Origin of the sequence: Nocardioides daphniae, assembly GCF_004777465.1 — a bacterium.
GTDB classification, from domain to species: Bacteria; Actinomycetota; Actinomycetes; order Propionibacteriales; family Nocardioidaceae; genus Nocardioides; species Nocardioides daphniae.
In genome coordinates this window covers 2946616-2969808 of record NZ_CP038462.1, presented here as the reverse complement: position 1 = coordinate 2969808, position 23193 = coordinate 2946616, and the positions used below count along the sequence as shown (strand labels likewise).

The window sequence follows — 23193 nt, the reverse complement described above, 5'->3', positions numbered from 1 at the left end:
GTCACTGTAGCCATCGCACGGCAGGATGGGGCCATGACTGAGGCGACGTCTTCCAGAGCGAACGGCCCGCGGCGCGAGGGCGACGGACCCGGAGTCCTGGTGCTGGCCGGCACCCCGATCGGGCAGGCCGCCGACGCGCCGCCGCGCCTGGCCGCCGAGCTCGCCGGCGCCGACGTCGTGGCCGCCGAGGACACCCGCCGCCTCAAGCGCCTGACCACCGACCTCCAGGTCACCCTGACCGGTCGCGTCGTCTCCTACTTCGAGGGCAACGAGCAGGCGCGTACGCCGGTGCTCCTCGACGCGCTCCTGGCCGGCGAGCGGGTGGTGCTGGTGACCGACGCCGGCATGCCCAGCGTCTCCGACCCCGGCTACCGCCTGGTGGCCGCTGCGGTCGAGGCCGGCGTCCGGGTCACGGCCGTGCCCGGTCCCAGCGCCGTGCTCACCGCCCTGGCCGTCTCGGGGCTGCCGGTCGACCGCTTCTGCTTCGAGGGCTTCCTGCCGCGCAAGGCGGGGGAGCGCTCGCGCCGGTTGGAGTCGCTGGCCCGCGAGGAGCGCACGATGGTCTTCTTCGAGGCCCCGCACCGCACCGAGGCTGCGCTGACCGCGATGGCCGACGCGCTCGGCGACGACCGCCCGGCGGCGGTCTGCCGGGAGCTGACCAAGACCCACGAGGAGGTCGTGCGCGGAGGCCTGCGCGCGCTGGCCGCGTGGGCGGGCGAGGGCGTACGCGGTGAGGTCACCGTCGTCGTGCAGGGCGCCGAGGCCGTGGCAGAGGTCGAGAACACGCCGGAGGCGTTGCGCGCGGCGGTCGCGGAGCGCGAGGGTGGGGGGATGAGCCGCAAGGACGCCATCGCCGCAGTCGCCAAGCTGGCCGGAGTGCCCAAGCGCGAGGTCTACGACCTGGTGCACGTGCGATGACCCCGGAGCTGACCGGCTTCACCCGCGACGGGCTGGAGTTCGACGTGACCACCAGCGGTCCGGTCGACGGGGAGCCTTCGGTGCTGCTGCACGGCTTCCCGCAGCGGTCGAGCTGCTGGCGGCTCGTCGAGCCGTTGCTCCACGACGGCGGGCTGCGCACGTACGCCCTCGACCAGCGCGGCTACTCGCCCGGAGCGCGTCCCCGGGGGCGCTGGAACTACCGGATCTCCGCGCTGGTCGACGACGCGATCGCCCTCGCCGAAGAGGTCGGCCGCCCGGTCCACCTCGTCGGGCACGACTGGGGCGCCGTCGTCGCATGGGGCGTGGCCGCCACCCGTCCCGACCTGGTCAGCACCCTGACCGCCATCTCCGTTCCGCACCCGGGCGCGATGGCCCGGGCCACGGTGACCAGCAGCCAGGCGCTGCGCTCGTGGTACTTCGGCCTCTTCAACGTGCCGTTCCTGGTCGACGGCCTGGTCAAGGTCCGGCCCCACGCGCTCGACCAGGGGTTGCGGGCCAGCGGGATGGCCTCGGGCCAGCTCCAGCGCTTCCACAGCGAGGTCGTCGAGGACGGCGCCCTGGCGACCGCGTTGGCCTGGTACCGCGCGGTCCCGCTCTCGCTCGTCGCGCGCAAGCCCGCCTGGAGCCGACGGGTCACCGTGCCGACGACGTACGTCTGGAGCACCGACGACTCCGCCATCTCGCGCGCCGCCGCCGAGGGGTGCGACGCGTGGGTCACCGACGACTACCGCTACGTCGAGCTCGAGCACGTCAGCCACTGGATCCCCGAGGAGGCACCCGCCCTGCTCGCCGACGTGGTCCTGGACCGGGTCGGGAGCCAGCGATGAGCGACCGCGCCATCCGCGAGCGCGCGGCGACCGAGGAGAAGTCCGGCGCCCGGCGTGACCGTGAGCGGCCGCCCGCCCCCGAGCCGCTGCCGCACCCGGTGGTCGACAACCACTGCCACCTCGACATCGCCGACGGCGACTGGCTGAGCACCCAGGAGGCGCTCGACCGGGCGGCCGCGGTCGGCGTGCCACGCATCGTGCAGATCGGCTGCGACCTGCCCGGCGCCCGCTGGGCCGTGGAGGCCGCCCGCGACCACGCCGCGATCGTCGCCGGCGTCGCGCTGCACCCCAACGAGGCACCCCGCCTGGCCGAGCAGGGCCAGCTGGAGGCGGCGCTGGCCGAGATCGAGCAGCTCGCCGCCGCCCACGCCGACGTGCGGGCGGTGGGGGAGACCGGCCTCGACTTCTTCCGCACCGGGCCCGAGGGGGTCGCCGCGCAGGAGGAGAGCTTCCGACGGCACGTCGACATCGCCAAGCGGCTCGACAAGACGCTGGTGATCCACGACCGCGACGCCCACCAAGCCGTGCTCGACGTGCTCGACTCCGAGGGGGCGCCCGAGCGCTGGGTGATGCACTGCTTCTCCGGTGACGCCGACTTCGCCCGCGAGTGCCTCGACCGGGGCGCCCACCTCAGCTTCGCCGGGACCGTCACCTTCAAGAACGCCGACCCGCTGCGCGAGGCGCTGGCGATCACCCCGCGCGACCGGGTCCTGGTCGAGACCGACGCCCCCTTCCTGACGCCCGTGCCGTGGCGCGGACGGCCCAACGCGTCGTACCTCGTGCCCCTCACGATGCGGCTGATGGCTGAGGTCCGCGGGGACGACCTGGGCGAGCTCTGCGCGGCCGTCGACGCCAACACCGAGGCCGCCTTCGGGGGCTCCTGGTAGCCGCCGCGCGTGCGGCCGACGAGAGGAGAGCCTCGTCACGGCCTACGCTCAATGTGTGGATTCGAATTGGGTGACTACGCCGATTTGGTTATGGTCGTGAGCTGAAGGCCGGGATCAGGACCCATCCAACCCCCCGACCAGCACCCCGGGCGCCACACGGAACCCTGGCCCGGAACCACCGCTCCTCCCCCCACGACGCAGTCGTGGTGCGCGTGGCTACGTGCCGGTTTCCTGAGGCCCGGGAAGCACGAAGTTCGGAGAAACGTGCGCATCGCACCGTCCATCCAGTCACTCCTGCACAGCCGCAAGCTCCTCGTCGCCCTGAGCGCCGTCATTGCCCTGGCTGTCGCAGGCACCACTCTCGGATACGCATCCCTCAGCAAGTCGGTCACGCTCACCCTCGACGGGAAGAGCAGTGAGGTCAGCGCCCTCGGCGGCACCGTCGAGGAGGTCCTGGCCTCCGAAGGCATCGAGATCGGCCAGTACGACGAGGTCGCCCCCTCCCTGGACACCGAGGTGTCCGACGGGACCGCCATCACCGTGGCCTTCGGCCGCCCCCTCGAGCTCAACGTCGACGGCAAGGAGTCCACCCACTGGGTGACCGCCACCTCCGTCGACGGGGCCCTCTCGCAGATCGGTCGCCGCTTCGTCGGCGCCGAGCTCTCGGCCAGCCGCTCCTCGACCATCCGTCGCTCCGGCATGTCGCTGGAGGTCGTGACCCCCAAGGAGATCCGCCTCGCCGTCGGCGCCGGCAAGACGCGCAAGCTCGACGTCGCCGCCCTGACCGTCGGTGACGTGCTCTCCGAGCTCGGCATCAAGGTCGGCCAGCACGACGAGGTGACGCCCCGCGTCGGCAAGAAGATCAAGTCCGGCGACAAGGTCACCGTCACCCGGATCAAGATCGTCCGCAAGAGCATCGACGGCGAGAAGATCTCCTTCGACACCGTCGAGCGCAGCGATGCCTCCATGATGGAGGGCGACGAGACCGTCGTGCGCGCCGGCAAGCCCGGCCTGCGCGACGTGGTCTACGAGCTGCGCTACGAGAACGGCAAGCTGGTCGCCCGCAAGGTGGTCTCCGCCGACGTCACCCGCAAGGCCGTCGACGCCGTCGTCAAGGTCGGCACCAAGAAGGCCGCCCCGGTCTTCACCAGCGGCAACACCGTGTGGGACGCCCTCGCCCAGTGCGAGTCCGGCGGCAACTGGGGCACCAACACCGGCAACGGCTACTACGGCGGACTGCAGTTCAGCGCCGCCACGTGGGCCTCGGTCGGTGGCAGCGGACTGCCCCACCAGCACAGCCGTGAGGAGCAGATCAAGCGCGGCAAGATCCTCCAGGCCCGCGCGGGCTGGGGACAGTGGCCGCACTGCACCGCCAAGCTGGGTCTGCGCTGACGCCAGCCCCCCGCTCCGCGCTGCGCGGGTTGGGTCTGCGCTGACGCGACAACTACGCTTGCGCCCATGACCAACGCATCGGCCGGCCCTCGACTTCTGGGGCCGGCCGATGTGCGTCAGCTGGCGGCCCGGCTCGACCTGCGGCCCACCAAGCAGCGCGGGCAGAACTTCGTGATCGACCCCAACACGGTGCGGCGCATCGTCCGGGAGTCGGGCATCACCGGGGACGACGTGGTGATCGAGGTCGGGCCCGGCCTGGGCTCGCTCACCTTGGCGCTGCTGGAGGTCGCACGCCGGGTGGTCGCCGTCGAGGTCGACCCGCTGCTGGCCGAGCTCCTCCCCGAGACCATCGCCGACTACGCCCCCGACCAGGCCTCGCGCTTCGAGGTCGTGCTGGCCGACGCGCTGCGGATCACCGAGGTCCCCGGCCCGGCGCCCACCGCGCTGGTCGCCAACCTGCCCTACAACGTCTCCGTCCCTGTGCTGCTGCACATGATGGCGCTGCTGCCCTCCCTGGAGCGGGGCCTGGTCATGGTGCAGTCCGAGGTCGCCGACCGCCTGGCGGCCACGCCCGGCTCCAAGGTCTACGGCATCCCCTCGATCAAGGCGTCCTGGTACGCCGACGTGCGCCGCGCTGGCGCGATCGGGCGCAACGTCTTCTGGCCCGCCCCCAACGTCGACTCCGGCCTGGTGGCGTGGACCCGGCGCGAGCCCCCGGCCACGACCGCGACCCGGGAGCAGGTCTTCGGCGTCGTCGACACCGCCTTCGCGCAGCGCCGCAAGACCCTGCGCTCGACCCTGAAGTCGCTCGTCGACGGCTCGGGCGAGCGTGCCGAGGCCGCCCTGGTGGCCGCCGGCGTCGACCCGCAGGCCCGCGGCGAGACGCTCGTCCTCGACGACTTCGTCCGGATCACCGAGGCCCTCCTGGAGACCTCGTCGGGAGCGACCGCGTGACGCACCCTTCCCGCCAGGGCATCACCGTGCGTGCCGCCGCCAAGATCAACCTGCACCTCGGCGTCGGCGCCCCGCGCGAGGACGGCTTCCACCCGCTCGACACCGTCTACCAGGCCGTGAGCCTGTACGACGACCTCACGGCGTACGCCGCCGACGACTGGTCGCTGTCGACGACGGTGGCCGACCACCTCGGCGCCGTCGAGCTGCCCGGCCCCGGCGACAACGTCGTCGACCAGGTCGCGGCGCTGCTCTGCGCCACGGGGTGCGCCGACGGCTGCACCCCGCGCGCCCACGTCGAGGTCTCGAAGACGATCCCGGTCGCGGGTGGGATGGCCGGCGGCTCTGCCGATGCGGCGGCCGCGCTGGTCGCCCTCGACCGCCTCTGGGACCTGCAGACCCCCGACGAGCAGCTGCTCGCCCTGGCCGCCCAGCTGGGCAGTGACATCCCCTTCTCGCTGGTCGGCGGCACCGCCCGGGGCCTCGGCCGGGGGGAGGTCGTCACGCCGATCGACGACACCGGCAACTGGTCGTGGGTCGTGGTGCCCGACGCCGGCGGGCTGTCGACCCCGGCGGTCTACCGGCACTACGACGTGCTCTTCCCCGACGCCTCGCCGGAGCCTGCCTCCGCCCAGCCGCTGCTGACCGCGCTGACCTCCGGCGACCCGTTCGCGCTGGCCGCGGCGCTGCACAACGACTTGGAGGCGGCCGCGGTCGACCTGCGCCCCGACCTGGGTGAGCTGCTGGCCCGGGGCGAGATGGAGGGCGCCCTGCGCGGCCTCGTCTCCGGCTCCGGCCCGACCTGCGTCTTCCTCTGCGACTCGGCGGAGGCGGCCCGCGACGTGGCCTCCTCCCTCTCCTCCGTCCGACCTGTGGTGCTCACCGCGCACGGCCCCGTGTCCGGCGCCCACGTGGTCGACACCTCGCCCTTCCCGGAGAACTGATGGCCAACCTGCTCAACCTCGAACGCGTCTCCAAGGCGTACGGGATCCGCCCGCTTCTCGACGACGTCTCGCTCGGCATCGGCGTCGGTGAGCGCATCGGCATCGTCGGTCGCAACGGCGGCGGAAAGACCACGCTGCTCGAGGTGATGACCGGCCTGGAGGAGCCCGACACCGGGCGCGTCTCGCGCACCGGCGGCCTCGACGTCGGCTACCTGCACCAGGGCGACGAGCTGCACGACAGCCACACCGTGCGCGAGGCCGTGCTGCGTGGCAAGGCCGACCACGAGTGGGCCGGCGACCCCGCCGCCCGCGGCGTGGTGCGTGAGCTGCTGGCCGGGATCGACCTCGACCGCGTCGTCGACGGCCTGTCGGGTGGCGAGCGTCGTCGCTGCGCGCTGGCCGCGCTGCTGCTGGAGCCGCACGACCTCATCGTGCTCGACGAGCCGACCAACCACCTCGACGTCGAGGCGGTCGCGTGGCTCGCCGAGCACCTGGTCTCGCTGCCCTCGGCGCTGGTGGTGGTGACCCACGACCGCTGGTTCCTCGACGCGGTCTGCCAGACCACCTGGGAGGTCCACGACGGCAAGGTCGACGCCTACGAGGGCGGCTACGCGGCCTTCGTGCTGGCCAAGGCCGAGCGCCAGCGCCAGGCCGCCGCCAGCGAGGTGCGGCGACAGAACCTCGTACGCAAGGAGCTGGCGTGGCTGCGGCGCGGTGCTCCGGCGCGCACGTCGAAGCCCAAGTTCCGCATCGACGCCGCCAACGCCCTGATCGAGGACGTGCCGGAGCCGCGCGACCGGCTCGAGCTGCAGAAGTTCGCCACCCAGCGGCTCGGCAAGGACGTCATCGACCTCGAGGACGTCGACCTGGCCCGCGGCGAGAAGGTGCTGCTCGACCACGCCACCTGGCGCCTGGGCCCCGGCGACCGCGTGGGCATCGTCGGCGTCAACGGTGCCGGCAAGACCTCCGTGCTCAACCTGCTCTCGCAGCGGCTCGACCCGCAGCACGGGCGCGTCAAGCACGGACGTACGGTCGCCCTGGCGCACCTGACCCAGGCGATCGACGAGGTCGACCCCACCGCCCGGGTGCTGGAGACCGTCGACGCGATCCGGCGCGAGATCAGGTCGACCGACGGGCAGACCTTCACGCCCACCTCGTTGCTGGAGCGCTTCGGCTTCACGGGCGACCGGCTCACCGCCCGGCTGGGCGACCTGTCGGGTGGTGAGCGGCGCCGCTTCCAGCTGCTGAAGCTGCTGCTCGACGAGCCCAACGTGCTGCTCCTCGACGAGCCGACCAACGACCTCGACATCGACACGCTGAACGTGCTCGAGGACTTCCTCGACTCCTGGCCCGGCACGCTGGTGGTGGTCTCCCACGACCGCTACTTCCTGGAGCGGGTCACCGATTCGGTGTGGGCGCTGCTGGTGACGGGCAGATCTCGATGCTGCCGCGCGGCGTGGACGAATACCTGGAGCGTCGCGCCGCCGGGCTGCCCGCCCCTGTGGTGCGTACGCAGCCCTCCGCACCCTCGCCTGCCTCGGTCGCGGCTGCTGCGGGGGAGACCCCGCCGGCCCCGGCCGCGCAGGCGAAGGCCGGCAGCGCCGAGGCCCGTGCCGCCCGCAAGACGATGGCGCGGATCGACAAGCAGATGGAGAAGCTCGTAGCCGCCGACGAGAAGCTCCACGCCGAGCTGGCCGAGCTGGCCGCCGGCAACGACTACGACCGCATGTCGGCGCTCAGCGACCAGCTCTCGACCAACGCCGCCGAGCGCGAGGAGCTGGAGATGGAGTGGCTCGAGGCGGCCGAGGTCGCTGAGGGCTGAGCGCCGGCGCTCAGCTGAAGGGCTCGAGCAGGCGGCGCAGCAGCGTCGCGAGCTGGTCGCGGTCGTCGGCGTCAAGGTCGGGCATGAGGGCCCGCTCGGCGTCGAGCAACGCCTCAAACGCGGCGTCGACGGTGCTCTTGCCCTCGGGCGTCAGGCGTACGAGGACCCCGCGGCGGTCGTTCGGGTCGGGGAGACGCTCCACCAGGCCCCGGGTGGTGAGCCGGTCGACGCGGTTGGTCATCGTGCCGCTGGTCACCAGGGTCTCGCGCAGCAGCCGCCCGGGGGAGAGCTCGTAGGGCGCTCCGGCCCGGCGCAGGGCCGCGAGCACGTCGAACTCCCACGACTCCACGCCGCTGGCGGCGAAGGCGTCCTTGCGGGCCAGGTCGAGGTGGCGCGACAGGCGGCCGATCCGGCTGAACACCTCGACCGGGGTCAGGTCGAGGTCGGCGCGCTCCCGCGCCCAGGCCTCCACGAGTTCGTCGACTTCGTCGCGCATGGAGGCAGCGTAGCCCACCGTCGAGATTCTTGACGTCGAGAGTCCCTCAGGTGCGGAGCTCGGGGTCCGCGTGCAGCCCGGTCAGGCCGTGCCACGCCAGGTTGACCAGGTGCGCGGCGACGGTGTCCTTGTCCGGGCTCCGGGTGTCGAGCCACCACTGGCCGAGCGTCACCGTCATGCCGATCAGCATCTGCGCATACATCGGCGCGTGCTCGGCGTCGAGGCCGTGGCGCTCGAACTCCTCGGCCAGGAGCCCCTCGACCCGGTTGCCGACGTCGCCGATGATCGACTGGAAGGTCGAGGTCGAGGCGCCCGGTGGGGAGTCCCGCACGATGATCCGGAAGCCGTCGGGGCTGGCCTCGATGTAGGTCAGCAGCGCGATCGCCGACGACTCCAGGAGGGCGCGGGGCTCGCGCGGGGTCAACGACGTACGCATCTGCCGCAGCAGCTCGGTGACCTCGCGGTCGACGACGACCGCGTACAGGCCCTCCTTGCCGCCGAAGTGCTCGTAGACGACCGGCTTGGAGACGCCGGCCCGGGTCGCCACCTCCTCGATGGCGGTGCCCTCGAAGCCGCGCTCGGCGAAGAGGCCGCGCCCGACCGTGATGAGTTGCTCGCGGCGCTCGGCGCCGGTCATCCGCCGGGTCGAGCCCTTTCGATCGGAGCCGCTCATGTCACGGCGTCGGGCCGGTCGTCGCGGTCGGGGCGGCGGCGGGGGTGGCGGCCACGGCCAGGATCGGCTTCTCGCCGACCAGCCGCTTCTGGACCTTCGTCGCGAGCCAGGTGAGCAGCAGGTTGACGATCACGTAGATCGCGGTGATCACGATGGCCGTCGGGACCTGGTTCTTGAACTCGAGGTAGATCGGCTTGCCGACCGCGGTGAGGCCCGGCGCCAGGATGGCGTAGCCGAGGCTGGTGTCCTTCAGGGCCACGACCATCTGGCTGATGATGGCCGGCAGCATGATCTTGACGGCCTGGGGCAGCAGGACCGTGACCATCACCTGCGACTTGCGCATGCCGATCGCGTACGCCGCCTCGGCCTGCCCGACCGGGACGGCGTTGATGCCGGCCCGGAAGACCTCCGCCAGCACCGCCCCGTTGTAGAGGGTGAGCGCGGCCACCACGCACCAGAACGGGGAGAGCGGGCCGTTGCCGATGGCGAGCAGGAAGAAGACGAAGATCATCAGGAGGAGCACCGGCACGGCGCGGAAGAACTCCACCACGAACCAGGAGGTCCAGCGGAAGACCCGGTGGTCGGAGAGCTTGCCGACGCCGAAGACGAGCCCGAAGACGATGGCGAAGATGATCGAGAAGAAGGCCATCTGGACGGTCTTCACCAGACCGTCGACCAGGATGAACTCGATGTACTCCGGGGTGAGGAAGGGCTCCCAGAGCTCGTACTCGAGCTGGCCCTTGTCGTGGAGCCGCCAGACGGCGAAGGCCACCAGGGCCAGGAGCGCCAGGACGCTCAGGACTGAGTAGAGGCGGTGCCGTGCGACCGTCCTGGGGCCGGGGGCGTCGAAGAGGACGGAGTTGCTCATCGCGCCACCCGGACCTTCCGCTCGATCGCGTACGAGGTGAGCGAGACGACCTCGACGAGGATGATGTAGCCGACGGCGAACGCCAGGAAGATCGGGATCGTCTCGTCGGAGTTGCGGTTGGTGAGGATGCGCATCGTGGCCACTGCCTCGGCCATGCCGAAGACGGCGGCCACGGAGGTGTTCTTCAGCAGCGCGACCTGCACGCTGGTGAGCGGCGGGATGACCGCGCGCAGCGCCTGCGGCAGGACGACGTGGCGCATCGACTGGATGAAGGTGAGGCCCACCGCGCGACCGGCCTCGGCCTGGCCGAGCGGGACGGCGTTGACGCCGGAGCGCATCGCCTCACAGACGAAGGCGGAGGTGTAGAGGGTCAGCGCCAGGCAGGAGCGGAAGAAGAAGGCGGAGACCTCCCACCCCCCGATCTCGATCCCTTCGACGACCTTGAACGTGTAGCCCAGCTTCGGCATCGCGACCGCCATGAAGATGAAGATCATCAGCAGCGGGGTGTTGCGGAAGAGGGTGACGTAGAGGGCGGCCGCCTTGTTGAGGATCGACACCGGCCGACCCGGAAGACGGCCAGGATCGTTCCCCAGACCATGGAGGCGATGCCGGACACCGCGAAGAGCCCGATCGTCACGCGAAGGCCTTGAGGACCTCGTCGAAGTTGTCGAACACCACGTTCATTCAGGGCACCTCCTCTCTGTGAGGTGCCGGTGGGCCGTTCCCGACCCACCGGCACCGTGTCGTGCAGTTGAAGCGTCAGCGGATCAGGCGCAGGCGTCCATCTGGGGCGGCTCGGGCGTCTCGACGCCCGACTCTCCCAGCGTGGACTCGAAGGCGTCGGCCCACAGACCGTCCTCCTGGGCGTCCTCGAGCGTGTCGGTGATCCACTCACACATCTCCGGGTGGTCGAGGCTGTAGCCGACGCCGTAGCGCTCCTCCGAGAACGGGTCGACGACGACCTTCAGCTCGTCGGGGTTCTCGGCGGCGTAGCCGAGCAGGATCGCGCCGTCGGTGGTCATGGCGTCGACCGCGCCGTCGAGCACCTGGTCGACGCACTCGGAGTAGGTGTCGAAGCCGCGGGGCTTGGCGCCCTCGGCCTTGATGTTGTCGAGCGACGTGGAGCCGGTGACCGAGCAGACCTCGGTGCCCTTCACGTCGTCGAGGGTCTCGATGTCGCTGTCGGAGCGCACCAGCAGCTGCTGGCCCGTGACGTAGTAGGGGCCGGCCTGGCCGACGACCTTGCGGCGCTCGTCGGTGATCGAGTACGACGCGATGACGAGGTCGACCTCACCCTGCTCGAGGAAGGGCTCGCGGTTGGTGGAGACCGTCTCGACCCACTCGATGTCGGAGGCGGGGATGCCCAGGTCGGCGGCGAGGATCTTGCCGATCTCGGGGTCGAAGCCGCGCGGCGCGTCGTCGGTGGCGCCCTTGAAGCCGATGCCCGGCTGGTCGAACTTGACGCCGATCCGGATCTTGCCGTCCTCGGCGAGCGCCTTCATGCGGGTGCCCTCGTCGAAGTCGTCGGCCGCGTTCTCCGCGACGTCGACGTCAGCGCCGTCGTCACCGTCGTCCCCCGCGTCACCGCAGGCGGCAAGGGCCAGCGCGAGCCCGGTGGCGACCGCGAGGGCCTTCGTCCTGGTGAACCTCATCTGTTTCTCCCTCTGTTGTGGACGTGGACGAGACCGGGGCTGGACCCCGGCCCGGGTCAGTGCTTGAGGATCTTGCCCAGGAAGTCCTTGGCTCGATCACTCTGCGGATTGGTGAAGAACTCCTCGGGGCTGTTCTCCTCCACGATCGCGCCGTCGGCCATGAAGATCACCCGGTCGCCGGCCGTCCGCGCGAAGCCCATCTCGTGGGTCACCACGACCATGGTCATGCCCTGCTTGGCGAGGTCGACCATGACGTCGAGGACCTCCTTGATCATCTCGGGGTCGAGCGCGGAGGTGGGCTCGTCGAAGAGCATCACCTTCGGCTCCATGGCCAGGGCGCGGGCGATCGCCACGCGCTGCTGCTGGCCGCCCGAGAGCTGGGCCGGGTACTTCTGGGCCTGGGCGGCCACGCCCACGCGCTCGAGGAGCTCCATGGCGTGCTTCTCGGCCTCTTCCTTCTTCTGCTTGCGGACCTTGATCGGGCCGAGCGTGACGTTCTCGAGGATCGTCTTGTGCGCGAAGAGGTTGAACGACTGGAAGACCATGCCCACCTCGGCGCGCAGGCCCGCCAGGGCCTTGCCCTCCTGCGGGAGCTGCTGTCCGTCGATGAGGATCTCGCCGTCGGAGATCGTCTCCAACCGGTTGATCGTGCGGCAGAGCGTGGACTTGCCCGAGCCCGACGGCCCGATCACGACCACGACCTCGCCGCGCTTGATCGACAGGTTGATGTCCTTGAGGGCGTGCATGGCCCCGAAGTACTTGTTCACGCCCTTGAGGACGACCAGTCCTTCGGTGCTCGGGGCGCTGCTCTGGTGCTCCACCGCGGCTGTCATGCCCCTGAACGTAGTCCCACAGTGGTGATCCGGGCCACTGCGGGGTGGCCCGGAAGGACTACCTTTACCGCTCTGTGACCTGACTGCTACCTTTCGGCCGTTCTCGGGAACAGGAGGTGGGGGCGGTGGTCCGACCGACCCATTGGGGCGACTGGGCGTCGTCGCAGAGACTGCAGTTCTGGTTCGACGTGGGCCCCGGAGGGTGGGCCACGGCGGGAATCTCCCTGCGCGGACTGCGCGCGGTGGTCTCCGCCTCGCACGTCACCGACGCCCTCGGCGACCTGCTCCGCGCGGTCTCCGACCTCTGCGCGGGTGCCGAGGAGGCGCGCTGCGCCTGGGCCGAGGACCCCGGTGAGTTCCGCTGGCTCCTGCGCCGTGCCGGCGGCGCCGTGCTGGTCCGGATCGTCCACGTGACGACGTACGCCCCCGAGGCGCGCGACGACGACGGCCACACCGTCTGGGAGGGGAGCGTCCCGCTCCAGGACCTGGTCCGGGCCGTGGTCGACGCCTCGCAGTCCGTCCTCGAGGACGTCGCCAGCGACTCCTCCGCGGCCGCGTGGCAGGCGTACGGCTTCCCGCACGGCACCGTCGCCGAGCTCGAGTCACGCCTCGCGTCGTGGCCCGAGCTGCCGGTCGACGACCGTACGCAGTCGCCCACCTGACCCCGCGCTGGCGCGGGATTTCTGTGCCTGCCGCCGCACCGCCGTACCCTTGAAGGCGCCATGACTGCACAGCCTGCCCTGCCTGCCGCCACGCTCGACGTGACCCCTGCCGCTGGACCTGCGCCCCGCACGTACGAGGTGAAGACCTACGGGTGCCAGATGAACGTCCACGACTCCGAGCGCCTCACCGGGCTGCTCGAGGACGCGGGCTACGTCGCCGCGCCGGACGGTGAGCAGGCCGACGTCGTCGTCTTCAACACCTGTGCCGTGCGCGAGAACGCCGACAACCGCCTCTACGGCAACCTCGGCCACCTCGCCCCGGTGAAGGCCAAGAAGCCCGACCTGCAGATCGCCGTCGGCGGCTGCATGGCGCAGAAGGACCGAGACCTCATCGTCAAGAAGGCGCCGTGGGTCGACGTGGTCTTCGGCACCCACAACATCGGCTCGCTGCCGGCCCTGCTCGACCGGGCCCGGTCGCAGGAGGCCGCCCAGGTCGAGATCCTCGAGTCGCTGTCGGTCTTCCCCTCGACGCTGCCGACCAAGCGCGACTCCGCGTACGCCGCGTGGGTCTCCATCTCGGTCGGGTGCAACAACACCTGCACCTTCTGCATCGTCCCGTCGCTGCGCGGCAAGGAGCAGGACCGGCGCCCCGGCGACATCCTCGCCGAGGTGCGGGCGCTGGTCGCGGAGGGCGTCACCGAGGTCACCCTGCTGGGGCAGAACGTCAACGCGTACGGCGTCGAGTTCGGCGACCGCCAGGCCTTCTCGAAGCTGCTGCGCGCCTGCGGCGAGATCGAGGGCCTCGAGCGGGTGCGCTTCACCTCGCCCCACCCGGCCGAGTTCACCGACGACGTGATCGAGGCGATGGCCGAGACGCCGAACGTGATGCCGCAGCTGCACATGCCGCTGCAGTCGGGCTCCGACGTGGTGCTGCGGGCGATGCGCCGGTCCTACCGCCAGAAGAAGTTCCTCGGCATCCTCGACAAGGTCCGCGCCGCGATCCCCGACGCCGCGATCTCCACCGACATCATCGTCGGCTTCCCCGGTGAGAGCGAGGAGGACTTCCTCCAGCGATGGAGGTCGTGCGGCAGGCGCGCTTCGCGCAGGCGTTCACCTTCCAGTACTCGATCCGTCCGGGGACGCCCGCCGCGACGATGCCCGACCAGGTCGACCCCGCCGTGGTGAAGGACCGCTACCAACGCCTCGCTGCACTGGTGGAGGAGATCACCTGGGAGGAGAACAAGAAGATCGTCGGTCGCACCGTCGAGCTGATGGTCTCCGAGGGAGAGGGCCGCAAGGACGGCGAGACGCACCGGCTGTCGGGCCGTGGCCCGGACAACCGCCTGGTCCACTTCGCGACCGACTTCTCCGAGGTCGACGCCGACTCCGTGCGTCCCGGCGACATGGTCACCGTCGAGATCACCCGCGCGGCCCCGCACCACCTGATCGCCGATGCCCCGATCCGCGCGGTGCGCCGCACCCGTTCGGGCGACGCCTGGGAGAAGCGCACCGCTGCACCTGCGCCCACTGCCGGCGTGGGGCTCGGGATGCCGTCGATCGGCGTGCCTGCCCCGTTGCCGCCGGCCGCGCCGGCGTGCGGCGCCTGAGCTGAGCTGAGCCGACGGGCCCTGTGGAGAGACTCCACGGGGCCCGTCGTCGTTGCGGCACCGTGGGGGTGTGGAGGTCGAGGAGCTGCTGCGCCGGTCCGGTGGGCTGGCCACGCGTGCCGAGCTCGAGGCGCCGCTCGGCCGGACGGCGCTGGACCGAGCGGTGGAGGTCGGGCGGCTGGTCAGGGTGGGGCGTGGGCGCTTCGCCCTGCCGGGTGTTGCAGCCGACCGCCGGCGTGCGCACGCGCTCAACGGCGTGCTCTCGCACGAGAGCGCAGCGCTGCACCACGGGTGGCCGGTGCTCCTGGCGCCTGAGCAGCCCCACGTGACCCTGCCGGTTCGCCGGCGGGTCAGCCAGGAGCGCTCGCGGGACGTGACGCTGCACCGGGTCGACCTGCATCCCGACGACGTCCGTGACGGTCTCACGTCGCCGGACCGCACGATGCTCGACTGCCTGCGGGCTTGCTCGTTCCCTGCGGCACTCGCCTTCGCCGACTCGGCGCTGCGTCAGGGGCGCACCCCCGGATGGCTCGCCCGAGTCGCTGGGGAGGCCAGGGGGCACGGCGCGCGTCAGGCCCGCAGGGTGGCCGCTGCCGCGACCGACCTGGCCGCCAACCCGTTCGAGTCGGGTCTGCGGGCAGTGGCGCTCGACGTACGAGGTCTGACTGTCCGGCCACAGGCGCCGCTCTACTCGGGCGGCCGATTCATCGGGAGGCCCGACCTCGTGGACCTCGAGCTGGGGATCGTCCTGGAGTCCGACTCGTTCAAGTGGCACGGCGGGCGCTCAGCGCTGGTGCGGGACGCCCGTCGCTACAACGACTTCACCGCGGCCCTGGCTGGTGCTCCGGTTCACCTGGGAAGACGTGGTGCTGGAGCCGGAGCGGGTTCGAACCGTGCTGGAGCTGGCAACGAAAAGGCGGTGCCAATCGCTTGAGCGACCCACTCAGGTGGCCCCTCGTGCGATTGGCACCGCTGTTTCGTAGGTGCTCGGTCAGGCGGGCGGCTCCGGGTTGCCCTCCTCGTCCAGCTGACCGGCCTCCGGGTCGCGCTCGGTGCCGGCCTCCTGGTCGTCGGCCTCGCCGGACGGTGCCTGGTCCTTGTCGTCGGGCTCGGCGATCTCGTCCGGCAGCTCGTCGTCCACCGCCGGGTTGTTCTCCGGCGCGAGGTCACGCGGCAGGCCCAGGCCGTCCGGGTCGTCCGGGATCGCGTCGATGCCGCCCGGCTTGAGCTCGGGCTCCTCGGTGACGGGGTCGGGCTTCGGGGGGAGGGTGCTCATGCTGACTCCTCGAGATCTCAGGGACGGGTGCTCCCTCCCGTACCCGCGCGGCCCGGGCGACAACCCTCCGGCGCCGGCTCAGAAGCCGAAGGTGAGGTAGGGCAGGCCGCTCCCGAGGTGGGCCAGCGCGTGCGCCTCGTGCGGAACCATCGGGCTCGGCAGCTCGTCCAGCCCGAACCACCCGAGACCGGCGCACTTGGCCCCCTCGACCGCCCGGGGCTCGCCCTCCCAGGCACGCGCGGTGAAGAAGAAGTCGACCCGTTCGTCGATGGCGTCGGCGTGCTGGGTGCGCTGCATCGTGAACTCGAACTGCAGCTCGGCGCTCACGTCCAGCTCCTCGCGCAGCTCGCGCCGGGCCGCGTTGAAGGCGTCCTCGCCGCGCTCGACGTGCCCGGCGGCCCCGGCAGCCCAGTGGCCGGCCATGTAGGGCACGTCGCCGCGCTGCTGCAGGAGCACCTCGGTGCCCGACTCGCCCTCACGCAGCAGGTAGACGTACGACGCCGGGACGACGACGAAGCGGTCGAGCGTCCCGGCGTCCGATGAGCTGCTCACGCGAGGTCGTCGTCCTTCTTGCCGTCGAGTCCGTCGAGCGCGTCCTTGACCTTGGCCACGCCGCCGTCGATCTTGTCGGCGTGCTTGCCGCCGGTCTTCCGGTCGGCCATGTCGCCCGCCTTGTCGAGGGCGTCACCGATCTTGTCGCCGGACTTGTCGACCGCGTCGGTGAGCTTGGCCTTGGCGTCGTCGAGGAATCCCATCTCGTCTCCCTTGGTCGGGGGAGTGCCCGCAGCGCTCCCGCACTTTGGAACACTAGTCGCATGAGCCTGCCGCCGATCGTCGCCGTGGTCGGGGCGACCGCCGCCGGCAAGACCGGACTCTCGCTCGACCTGGCCGAGCGGCTCGACGGCGAGATCGTCAACACCGACGCCATGCAGGTCTACCGCGGCATGGACATCGGCACCGCCAAGCTGCCGCCCGACCAGCGCCGCGGCATCCCGCACCACCTCCTCGACCTGATGGAGGTCACCGAGGCAGTGAGCGTGGCGGAGTTCCAGCAGTTGGCCCGCGCGACGATCGCCGAGGTCCGGGGGCGCGGGCGTACGCCGGTGCTCGTCGGCGGGTCGGCGCTCTACGTGCGTGCCGTGGTCGACCAGTTCGACTTCCCCGGCACCGACCAGGCCGTGCGCCGCCGCCTCGAGGCCGAGCTGGCGGAGGTGGGCGCGGCCGAGATGCACCGTCGACTGGCCGCGGTCGACGCCGAGGCCGCCGCCACCATCCTGGGCGAGAACGGCCGCCGGATCGTCCGTGCGCTGGAGGTCGTCGAGCTGACCGGGCGCCCCTACAGCGCCACCCTTCCACGGTTGGAGTACGCCGACCCGCTGACGGTTCAGGTCGGGGTCGACATCGACCGCCCGACGCTGGACGAGCGGATCGCGCAGCGTGTGGAGCAGATGTTCGCCGAGGGGTTCGTCGAGGAGGTCGAGCGCCTGCTCGAGCGGGGGCTGGCACAGGGCCGCACGGCCTCGATGGCGATCGGCTACCGCGAGGTGGCGGCGTACGTCGCCGGCGACCTCGACCTCGCGCAGGCCAAGGAGCGCACGGTGGTTGCGACGCGACGGTTCGCGCGCCGCCAGGAGTCGTGGTTCCGCAAGGACGACCGCATCGCCTGGGTGCCGTACGACGCCGACGACCGGCTCGACCGGGCCGTCGCCGCCCTGCCGCAGCTGCCACAGAAATGACCGAAGGGCGATCCCTCCCAGGACCGCCCTCCGTGTCTCCCTCCCCAGTACGGGGTTCCGCCGCGTAGAGCCGGATGTGCGGCGGAAGTCTTGCGTGTCGGGTGGGTCGCCCCTTCCCTACGCCTCCGAAACTTACCGATTGGTAAGTCTCGTGGGAAGTGTGTTGACCATCACGTGGACGGCCTTGACTTTCCAAGCAAACGCTGGATCGAAATGGACGCATGACGACGCTCTTCTACACCGGTTGCTCGCTCGACGGCTTCATCGCCGACCCTGACCATGACCTGTCGTGGCTGGTCAGCCGGGACATCGACATGGGCTCGGCGATGGGGTTCGAGACCGTGCAGCCGCGTCTGGGGGCGGCGGTGATGGGCGCCTCGACCTGGCAGTGGCTGGTCGACCACGGCGAGGAGGCGGCCGTGGGCGGGATGCCCACCTGGGTGCTCACCCACCGTGACTTCGCGCCGGCCGACGGCGTCCGCTTCGTCGCCGCCGACACCCTCGACGACGTACGCAGCCTGCACGCCGAGGCCGTCGAAGCTGCGGGCGGCAAGGACCTCTGGCTGGTGGGTGGCGGTGCGCTCGTGGCGCGCTTCGTGGAGGCCGGGCTGGTCGACGAGCTCTGGGTGCAGCTCGCGCCGGTGACGCTGGGGGCCGGTGCGCCGCTGCTGCCGGCCCGGGTGGAGCTGCAGCTGGAGGAGGTCGTGCGCAACGGCGACTTCGTCTGCACCCGCTACACGGTCCTGGGGCCGGGGTCCGCCCCCGTGGGATGATGGGTCGGTGACCTACCCCTTCCTCAAGGGCCACGGCACGGAGAACGACTTCGTGCTGCTGCCCGACCACGACGGCTCGCTGCACGGAGAGCTCTCCGCCGAGCGCGTGCGGGCGTTGTGCGACCGCCGGGCCGGCCTGGGGGCCGACGGCGTGCTGCGCGTGGTCCGCAGCGAGGCCCTGGGGGAGTCGGGCGCCGAGTGGTTCATGGACTACCGCAACTCCGACGGCTCGCTGTCGGAGATGTGCGGCAACGGGGTGCGGGTCTTCGCCCGCCACCTCCTCGACGAGGGCCTGGTCGACGCCGACCGTCCGATCGAGGTCGCCACCCGCGCGGGGTCAAGGTCGTCACCGTCTCCGGTGACCTGCTCACCGTCGACATGGGCAAGCCGCTGCTGGGCGTGGACTCGACCGTCACGGTGGGGGAGCGGGCCATGGCCGCGGCCAACGTCGACATGGGCAACCCGCACGCGGTCACCTTTGTCGACGACCTCGCCGAGGCGGGGTCGCTGCTGGAGGCGCCGGGCCACGACGTCGACGTCTACCCGCACGGGGTCAACGTGGAGTTCGTCGTCCGCCGGGGCGAGCACCACGTCGCGATGCGCGTCCACGAGCGCGGCTCCGGGGAGACCCGCAGCTGCGGCACCGGCGCCTGTGCGGTGATGGTCGCGACGGCCGTGCTCGACGGGGCGCCGCGGGGCACGGAGTACAGGGTCGACGTGCCGGGCGGCACGCTGTCGATCACGTGGACCGACGACGACCGGATCCTGATGACCGGGCCGGCCGTCCTGGTGGCCCGGGGCGAGACGGACCTCTGACCGTCACGCCGGCGCCGGATATCCAGTCGCGCTGTCTGGTGCGGCGACCTAGGCTGGACGGCATATGACGAACCACAAGCACTTCACCCTCGCCGACGAGCTCGCCGCCACCCGCACCTGGGACGACGACGCCGACCTGGCGGACGCCCTCGACGACGACGCCGAGGAGGAGACGGACGACTTCGTCTCCGGTTATGCCGACGTGCCCGGCGCGGGCTATGCCGACGAGCCCGACCCCGAGCTCGACGAGGCCACCACCGGCGAGATGGACCTCGCCGAGCGCTACGCGCTCAAGCGCGCCGCCGGGCTGCGCACCGAGCTCGAGGACATCACCGAGGTCGAGTACCGCCAGCTGCGCCTGGAGAAGGTCGTCCTGGTGGGCGTCTGGACCGAGGGCACCGTCGCCGACGCGGAGAACTCGATGGCCGAGCTGGCCGCGCTCGCCGAGACCGCCGGCTCCGAGGTGCTGGAGGCCGTCTACCAGCGCCGCCAGCGGCCCGACCCCGCGACGTACATCGGTCGCGGCAAGGTCGAGGGCCTCGCCGAGATCGTGAAGGCGACCGGCGCCGACACCGTGATCTCTGCGACGGTGAGCTCGCCCCCAGCCAGCTGAGGAACCTCGAGGACCGCTCAAGGTCAAGGTCGTCGACCGGACCGCCCTGATCCTCGACATCTTCGCCCAGCACGCGAAGTCCAAGGAGGGCCAGCGCAGGTCGAGCTGGCCCAGCTGAGCTACATGAAGCAGCGCCTGCGTGGATGGGGTGGCAACCTTTCGCGCCAGGCCGGTGGACGGGTCGCCGGCGGTGAGGGCATCGGTGGCCGTGGCCCCGGTGAGACCAAGATCGAGACCGACCGCCGTCGCATCAACGACCGCATCGCCAAGCTCCGCCGCGAGCTCAAGGGGATGTCGAAGGTCCGCGAGACCAAGCGCTCCAAGCGCCGCGGCAACAAGGTCCCGAGCGTCGCGATCGCCGGCTACACCACGCGCGGCAAGTCGTCGCTGATCAACCGGCTGACCGACGCGGCGTGCTGGTGGAGGACGCGCTCTTCGCGACCCTGACCCGACGACGCGGCGCACGACGACCAGCGACGGCCGCGTCTACACGATGAGCGACACCGTCGGCTTCGTCCGGCACCTGCCCCACCAGCTGGTGGAGGCGTTCCGCTCGACGCTGGAGGAGGTCGGCGAGGCCGACCTGATCCTGCACGTGGTCGACGGCTCGCACCCCGACCCGGAGGGCCAGCTGGCCGCGGTGCGCGAGGTCTTCGCCGAGATCGAGGCCGACCGGATCCCCGAGATCGTCGTGATCAACAAGGCCGACGCCGCCGACCCGCTGACCCTGGCGCGGCTGCGCCAACGCGAGCCGCACAGCGTCGTGGTCTCCGCCAGGACCGGTGAGGGCATCCCCGAGGTGCTGGAGCTGGTCGAGGCCGAGCTGCCGCGCCCCGACATCGAGTTCGAGGTGCTGCTGCCCTACGACCGCGGCGACCTGCTCAACAAGCTGCACCAGCAGGGCGAGATCGTCACGCTCGAGCACACCGGTGACGGGACGCGCGTGTCGGGACGGGTCAACGAGGACCTCGCAGGCGAGCTCCGGGCGTACGCCGTCTGAGCCGCGCGGCGATCCGATGGGCGGGTTCGCGCGGGATGCGACGCTGTTCCGTGGGAACCTGATCCGTCGGGGGCTCGTTGGAGTTCCCGTACCGCCCCGGATGGGGGCGGCGCAGAACGCTGAGGAAAGATGACGCGCATGTCTCGTGCTGCTTGGATCCGCTTCGTGCTGGTGCTCGGTCTCCTGGCCGGTTGTGCCGCGCTGGCGCTCAACAAGGAACCCACCCTGGGCCTCGACCTGAAGGGCGGCGTCTCGGTCACCCTCCAGACCTACGACTCGCCCAACGGCACGAAGGCCAACGCGGAGAACACCGACCGCACCAAGGCCGTCCTCGAGCAGCGCGTCAACGCCCTCGGCCTCTCCGAGCCCAACATCGTGCGCTCGGGCGAGAACCGGATCATCGTCGAGCTGCCCGGCGTCAAGGACGCCGACGAGGCGGCCGACCAGCTCGGCCAGACCGCCCAGCTGACCGTGCACCCGGTCGTGGCCGGCGGGATCACCGACGAGAAGCAGAAGCCCTCAGAGAAGGGCAACGAGATCCTCCCCAGCGACCGCCCGGAGGAGGGGTTCATCGAGATCGGCCCCACCGCGCTCGAGGGTGAGGACATCAAGGGCGCCGACGCAGGCCAGGGCCAGAACTCGACCGAGTGGGTCGTCAACGTCGACTTCAGCCGGGCCGGCTCGAAGAAGTTCAGCGACCTCTCCGCCGCCGCCATGTGCGAGCAGGGCGACAAGCGCCGCATCGCGATCGTCCTCGACGACAAGGTCATCTCGGCCCCCGAGGTGCAGGGCTCCTGCGGCGGCTCCATCCAGGGCGGCACCCAGATCACCGGCGGCTTCACCGTCGACGAGGTCAACGAGCTCGCGGCCCTGATTGAGGGTGGCTCGCTGCCGCTCGAGGTCAAGCCGATCGACGTCCGCTTCGCCGGCCCCACCCTGGGAGAGAAGGCGATCGACGACTCGATCCTCGCCGGCGTCATCGGCATCGCCCTGACCGGCCTCTTCATCGTGGCCGTCTACCGCTTCGTCGGCCTGATGGCCACCTTGGCGCTGGCCTCGTACGCCCTGCTCGCCTACGCCATGCTCATCGCGCTGGGCTCGACGCTGACGCTGCCCGGCCTGGCTGGTTTCGTGCTCGCCATCGGCATGGCGATCGACGCCAACGTCCTCGTCTTCGAGCGCGCCCGCGAGGAGTACGCCGCGTACCCCTCCGCCGGCCTGCGCCGCGCGCTGATGGTGGGCTTCAACAAGGCGTGGAGCGCGATCATCGACTCCAACGTGACCACGCTGCTGGCGGCCGGCCTGCTCTTCTTCCTCGGCTCCGGGCCGATCAAGGGCTTCGGTGTCACCCTGACCATCGGTGTCGTCGCCTCGATGATCTCCGCGCTGATCATCGCGCGCGTCCTGACCGAGATCGGCGTCTCCAACAAGCGCATCGCCAAGCACCCGGCGGTCACCGGCATCGGTGACATCGGGCGCGTGCGCAAGTGGCTGGAGCGCAAGAACCCCGACCTGATGAAGGGGCGGCGCAACTGGCTGGCCCTCTCCGGCGTGGTCACCGTCATCGCCCTGTCGGGCATCTTCGTCAACGGCCTCAACCTCGGTGTCGAGTTCGCCGGCGGCCGGGTGCTCGAGTACTCGACGCAGAAGACCGTCACGGCCGACGACGCGCGTGAGGCGCTCGACGACGCAGGCATCGACGTCGCGTCGGTCCAGGAGACCGACGGCGACAAGATCCTGGTCCGCACCGGCACCATCGACGGCGAGGAGGCGCAGCAGGTCCAGGACGCCATCGCCACGGTCGGCGGCACGGCCGACCTGGAGCGTGACGAGAAGCAGCGCCTCCTTCGGCAAGGAGCTGCGCGACCGCGCGCTGATCGCCTTCGGCGTCGCGTTCCTGGCCCAGCTGCTCTACCTGGCGGTCCGCTTCAAGTGGACCTTCGGTGTCTCGGCCGTGCTCGCGATGGTGCACGACGTCGCGATCGTGGTCGGGCTCTTCGCCTGGCTCGGCAAGCCGATCGACGGCGGCATCTTCCTGGCCGCGGCCATGACGATCATCGGTCTGTCGGTCAACGACACCGTCGTCGTCTTCGACCGCGTCCGTGAGCGCTGGCAGGGCTCGAAGCCGACCGACTCGTTCACTGCGCAGGCCAACAAGGCTGCCGTGGAGACGCTGCCGCGCACGGTCAACACCGGTCTGGGCACCATGTTCATCCTCGCCGCCCTCGCGATCATCGGTGGCGACTCGCTGCGCGACTTCTCGATCGCCCTGCTGGTCGGTCTCCTGGTCGGTACCTACAGCTCGGTCTTCGTGGCCACCCCGCTGGTCACCTACCTGCAGCAGAAGTGGCCGATGGCCAAGGAGAAGGCGGAGAAGGCCAAGATCGAGCGCGACCAGTCCGGCGCCGTGGTCTGACCGACCGCGG

Annotated in this window: 22 protein-coding genes and 5 pseudogenes; 18 read left to right on the top strand and 9 right to left on the bottom strand. The window is 71.1% G+C overall.

Annotation, left to right across the window (positions count from 1 at the left end; genetic code table 11):
- Window positions 1-33 precede the first annotated feature (33 nt).
- The 8 genes and pseudogenes from rsmI to E2C04_RS22415 all read left to right on the top strand — a co-directional run bounded on the left by rsmI (window position 34) and on the right by E2C04_RS22415 (window position 7762).
- Complete coding sequence (gene rsmI, locus E2C04_RS14590) at window positions 34-918, top strand: 16S rRNA (cytidine(1402)-2'-O)-methyltransferase (protein WP_135833141.1); 885 nt, start codon at window positions 34-36, stop codon at window positions 916-918.
- The gene (locus tag E2C04_RS14585; protein WP_135833140.1) at window positions 915-1766 is read left to right on the top strand and encodes an alpha/beta fold hydrolase; all 852 of its coding nucleotides are present in this window, start codon (window positions 915-917) and stop codon (window positions 1764-1766) included. The genes rsmI and E2C04_RS14585 overlap by 4 nt, the downstream gene beginning before the upstream one ends.
- On the top strand, window positions 1763-2653 hold the full coding sequence (locus E2C04_RS14580; protein WP_135833139.1) for a TatD family hydrolase: 891 nt from the start codon (window positions 1763-1765) through the stop codon (window positions 2651-2653). The genes E2C04_RS14585 and E2C04_RS14580 overlap by 4 nt, the downstream gene beginning before the upstream one ends.
- A gap of 264 nt (window positions 2654-2917) precedes the next feature.
- On the top strand, window positions 2918-4045 hold the full coding sequence (locus E2C04_RS21100) for a resuscitation-promoting factor (protein WP_135833138.1): 1128 nt from the start codon (window positions 2918-2920) through the stop codon (window positions 4043-4045).
- Window positions 4046-4111: 66 nt separating this feature from the next.
- The gene (rsmA, locus tag E2C04_RS14570; protein ID WP_135833137.1) at window positions 4112-4999 is read left to right on the top strand and encodes a 16S rRNA (adenine(1518)-N(6)/adenine(1519)-N(6))-dimethyltransferase RsmA; all 888 of its coding nucleotides are present in this window, start codon (window positions 4112-4114) and stop codon (window positions 4997-4999) included.
- Complete coding sequence (locus E2C04_RS14565) at window positions 4996-5940, top strand: 4-(cytidine 5'-diphospho)-2-C-methyl-D-erythritol kinase (protein ID WP_229721561.1); 945 nt, start codon at window positions 4996-4998, stop codon at window positions 5938-5940. The genes rsmA and E2C04_RS14565 overlap by 4 nt, the downstream gene beginning before the upstream one ends.
- Window positions 5940-7420: pseudogene (locus tag E2C04_RS14560) on the top strand (ABC-F family ATP-binding cassette domain-containing protein); the annotation flags it as partial. The gene E2C04_RS14565 and the pseudogene E2C04_RS14560, both read left to right, overlap by 1 nt.
- Window positions 7421-7588: 168 nt before the next feature.
- Entirely contained in the window at window positions 7589-7762 is a 174-nt protein-coding gene (locus tag E2C04_RS22415; protein ID WP_477529304.1) for a hypothetical protein, read from the top strand.
- A 10-nt stretch (window positions 7763-7772) separates the two neighbouring features.
- Here E2C04_RS22415 and E2C04_RS14555 read toward each other — a convergent pair whose 3' ends face one another.
- From E2C04_RS14555 to E2C04_RS14530, 6 genes are all read right to left on the bottom strand, one after another.
- Window positions 7773-8258 (bottom strand): MarR family winged helix-turn-helix transcriptional regulator, encoded by a 486-nt coding sequence (locus E2C04_RS14555; protein ID WP_135833136.1) that lies wholly within the window; start codon window positions 8256-8258, stop codon window positions 7773-7775.
- A 46-nt stretch (window positions 8259-8304) separates the two neighbouring features.
- Complete coding sequence (locus E2C04_RS14550; RefSeq protein WP_238694319.1) at window positions 8305-8895, bottom strand: TetR/AcrR family transcriptional regulator; 591 nt, start codon at window positions 8893-8895, stop codon at window positions 8305-8307.
- 37 nt (window positions 8896-8932) lie between these two features.
- Window positions 8933-9799: an amino acid ABC transporter permease gene (locus E2C04_RS14545; RefSeq protein WP_135833134.1), complete on the bottom strand. Its 867-nt coding sequence runs from the start codon at window positions 9797-9799 to the stop codon at window positions 8933-8935.
- Window positions 9796-10356: an amino acid ABC transporter permease gene (locus tag E2C04_RS14540; RefSeq protein WP_202977808.1), complete on the bottom strand. Its 561-nt coding sequence runs from the start codon at window positions 10354-10356 to the stop codon at window positions 9796-9798. Before E2C04_RS14540 ends, E2C04_RS14545 begins: the two co-directional genes overlap by 4 nt.
- Before the next feature lie 210 nt (window positions 10357-10566).
- Window positions 10567-11451 carry a glutamate ABC transporter substrate-binding protein gene (locus tag E2C04_RS14535; RefSeq protein ID WP_135833133.1) on the bottom strand — a complete coding sequence of 295 codons (885 nt, stop codon included), beginning with the start codon at window positions 11449-11451 and terminating at the stop codon, window positions 10567-10569.
- Between the two features lie 56 nt (window positions 11452-11507).
- On the bottom strand, window positions 11508-12197 hold the full coding sequence (locus E2C04_RS14530; RefSeq protein ID WP_371870090.1) for an amino acid ABC transporter ATP-binding protein: 690 nt from the start codon (window positions 12195-12197) through the stop codon (window positions 11508-11510).
- A gap of 212 nt (window positions 12198-12409) precedes the next feature.
- Here E2C04_RS14530 and E2C04_RS14525 point away from each other — a divergent pair, with 212 nt between their 5' ends.
- The 3 genes and pseudogenes from E2C04_RS14525 to E2C04_RS14515 all read left to right on the top strand — a co-directional run bounded on the left by E2C04_RS14525 (window position 12410) and on the right by E2C04_RS14515 (window position 15487).
- Window positions 12410-12946, top strand: a complete 537-nt coding sequence (locus tag E2C04_RS14525) for a hypothetical protein (protein ID WP_135833132.1) — start codon at window positions 12410-12412, stop codon at window positions 12944-12946.
- 159 nt (window positions 12947-13105) lie between these two features.
- A pseudogene (gene miaB / locus E2C04_RS14520) lies at window positions 13106-14553 on the top strand (tRNA (N6-isopentenyl adenosine(37)-C2)-methylthiotransferase MiaB).
- 70 nt (window positions 14554-14623) lie between these two features.
- Window positions 14624-15487, top strand: coding sequence for a type IV toxin-antitoxin system AbiEi family antitoxin domain-containing protein (locus E2C04_RS14515; RefSeq protein WP_158630705.1), 864 nt, complete (start codon window positions 14624-14626; stop codon window positions 15485-15487).
- Between the two features lie 57 nt (window positions 15488-15544).
- On the opposite strand, the gene E2C04_RS14510 is transcribed toward E2C04_RS14515, so the two are convergent.
- The 3 genes from E2C04_RS14510 to E2C04_RS14500 form a co-directional block, all read right to left on the bottom strand.
- The gene (locus E2C04_RS14510; protein ID WP_135833130.1) at window positions 15545-15829 is read right to left on the bottom strand and encodes a hypothetical protein; all 285 of its coding nucleotides are present in this window, start codon (window positions 15827-15829) and stop codon (window positions 15545-15547) included.
- Between the two features lie 78 nt (window positions 15830-15907).
- Window positions 15908-16381 carry an NUDIX domain-containing protein gene (locus tag E2C04_RS14505; protein ID WP_135833129.1) on the bottom strand — a complete coding sequence of 158 codons (474 nt, stop codon included), beginning with the start codon at window positions 16379-16381 and terminating at the stop codon, window positions 15908-15910.
- Complete coding sequence (locus E2C04_RS14500; RefSeq protein WP_135833128.1) at window positions 16378-16584, bottom strand: antitoxin; 207 nt, start codon at window positions 16582-16584, stop codon at window positions 16378-16380. Before E2C04_RS14500 ends, E2C04_RS14505 begins: the two co-directional genes overlap by 4 nt.
- Window positions 16585-16644: 60 nt before the next feature.
- Between E2C04_RS14500 and miaA the strand changes: the two genes are divergently transcribed.
- From miaA to secF, 7 genes and pseudogenes are all read left to right on the top strand, one after another.
- On the top strand, window positions 16645-17565 hold the full coding sequence (gene miaA, locus E2C04_RS14495) for a tRNA (adenosine(37)-N6)-dimethylallyltransferase MiaA (protein WP_135833127.1): 921 nt from the start codon (window positions 16645-16647) through the stop codon (window positions 17563-17565).
- A gap of 221 nt (window positions 17566-17786) precedes the next feature.
- Complete coding sequence (locus E2C04_RS14490; protein ID WP_135833126.1) at window positions 17787-18338, top strand: dihydrofolate reductase family protein; 552 nt, start codon at window positions 17787-17789, stop codon at window positions 18336-18338.
- Window positions 18223-18621: pseudogene (locus E2C04_RS21620) on the top strand (hypothetical protein); the annotation flags it as partial. The gene E2C04_RS14490 and the pseudogene E2C04_RS21620, both read left to right, overlap by 116 nt.
- Before the next feature lie 95 nt (window positions 18622-18716).
- Entirely contained in the window at window positions 18717-19154 is a 438-nt protein-coding gene (gene dapF / locus E2C04_RS21615; protein ID WP_338088776.1) for a diaminopimelate epimerase, read from the top strand.
- A gap of 265 nt (window positions 19155-19419) precedes the next feature.
- Window positions 19420-20767: pseudogene (hflX, locus tag E2C04_RS14480) on the top strand (GTPase HflX).
- A gap of 129 nt (window positions 20768-20896) precedes the next feature.
- Window positions 20897-22387: pseudogene (gene secD, locus E2C04_RS14475) on the top strand (protein translocase subunit SecD); the annotation flags it as partial.
- Window positions 22371-23183: a protein translocase subunit SecF gene (secF, locus tag E2C04_RS20230; RefSeq protein WP_338088775.1), complete on the top strand. Its 813-nt coding sequence runs from the start codon at window positions 22371-22373 to the stop codon at window positions 23181-23183. The pseudogene secD and the gene secF, both read left to right, overlap by 17 nt.
- Window positions 23184-23193: the final 10 nt, after the last annotated feature.

What these genes read in the sequence shown, in the direction of transcription:
- dapF (WP_338088776.1), top strand. Translation starts at nt 18,717, where the DNA reads ATGGGCAAGCCGCTGCTGGGCGTGGACTCGACCGTCACGGTGGGGGAG.
- miaA (WP_135833127.1), top strand. Translation starts at nt 16,645, where the DNA reads ATGAGCCTGCCGCCGATCGTCGCCGTGGTCGGGGCGACCGCCGCCGGC.
- E2C04_RS14510 (WP_135833130.1), bottom strand. Translation starts at nt 15,829, where the DNA reads ATGAGCACCCTCCCCCCGAAGCCCGACCCCGTCACCGAGGAGCCCGAG.
- E2C04_RS14555 (WP_135833136.1), bottom strand. Translation starts at nt 8,258, where the DNA reads ATGCGCGACGAAGTCGACGAACTCGTGGAGGCCTGGGCGCGGGAGCGC.
- rsmI (WP_135833141.1), top strand. Translation starts at nt 34, where the DNA reads ATGACTGAGGCGACGTCTTCCAGAGCGAACGGCCCGCGGCGCGAGGGC.
- E2C04_RS14530 (WP_371870090.1), bottom strand. Translation starts at nt 12,197, where the DNA reads ATGCACGCCCTCAAGGACATCAACCTGTCGATCAAGCGCGGCGAGGTC.
- E2C04_RS14550 (WP_238694319.1), bottom strand. Translation starts at nt 8,895, where the DNA reads ATGACCGGCGCCGAGCGCCGCGAGCAACTCATCACGGTCGGGCGCGGC.
- E2C04_RS14490 (WP_135833126.1), top strand. Translation starts at nt 17,787, where the DNA reads ATGACGACGCTCTTCTACACCGGTTGCTCGCTCGACGGCTTCATCGCC.
- rsmA (WP_135833137.1), top strand. Translation starts at nt 4,112, where the DNA reads ATGACCAACGCATCGGCCGGCCCTCGACTTCTGGGGCCGGCCGATGTG.
- E2C04_RS14535 (WP_135833133.1), bottom strand. Translation starts at nt 11,451, where the DNA reads ATGAGGTTCACCAGGACGAAGGCCCTCGCGGTCGCCACCGGGCTCGCG.
- E2C04_RS22415 (WP_477529304.1), top strand. Translation starts at nt 7,589, where the DNA reads ATGGAGAAGCTCGTAGCCGCCGACGAGAAGCTCCACGCCGAGCTGGCC.
- E2C04_RS14580 (WP_135833139.1), top strand. Translation starts at nt 1,763, where the DNA reads ATGAGCGACCGCGCCATCCGCGAGCGCGCGGCGACCGAGGAGAAGTCC.
- E2C04_RS14545 (WP_135833134.1), bottom strand. Translation starts at nt 9,799, where the DNA reads ATGAGCAACTCCGTCCTCTTCGACGCCCCCGGCCCCAGGACGGTCGCA.
- E2C04_RS14585 (WP_135833140.1), top strand. Translation starts at nt 915, where the DNA reads ATGACCCCGGAGCTGACCGGCTTCACCCGCGACGGGCTGGAGTTCGAC.
- E2C04_RS14500 (WP_135833128.1), bottom strand. Translation starts at nt 16,584, where the DNA reads ATGGGATTCCTCGACGACGCCAAGGCCAAGCTCACCGACGCGGTCGAC.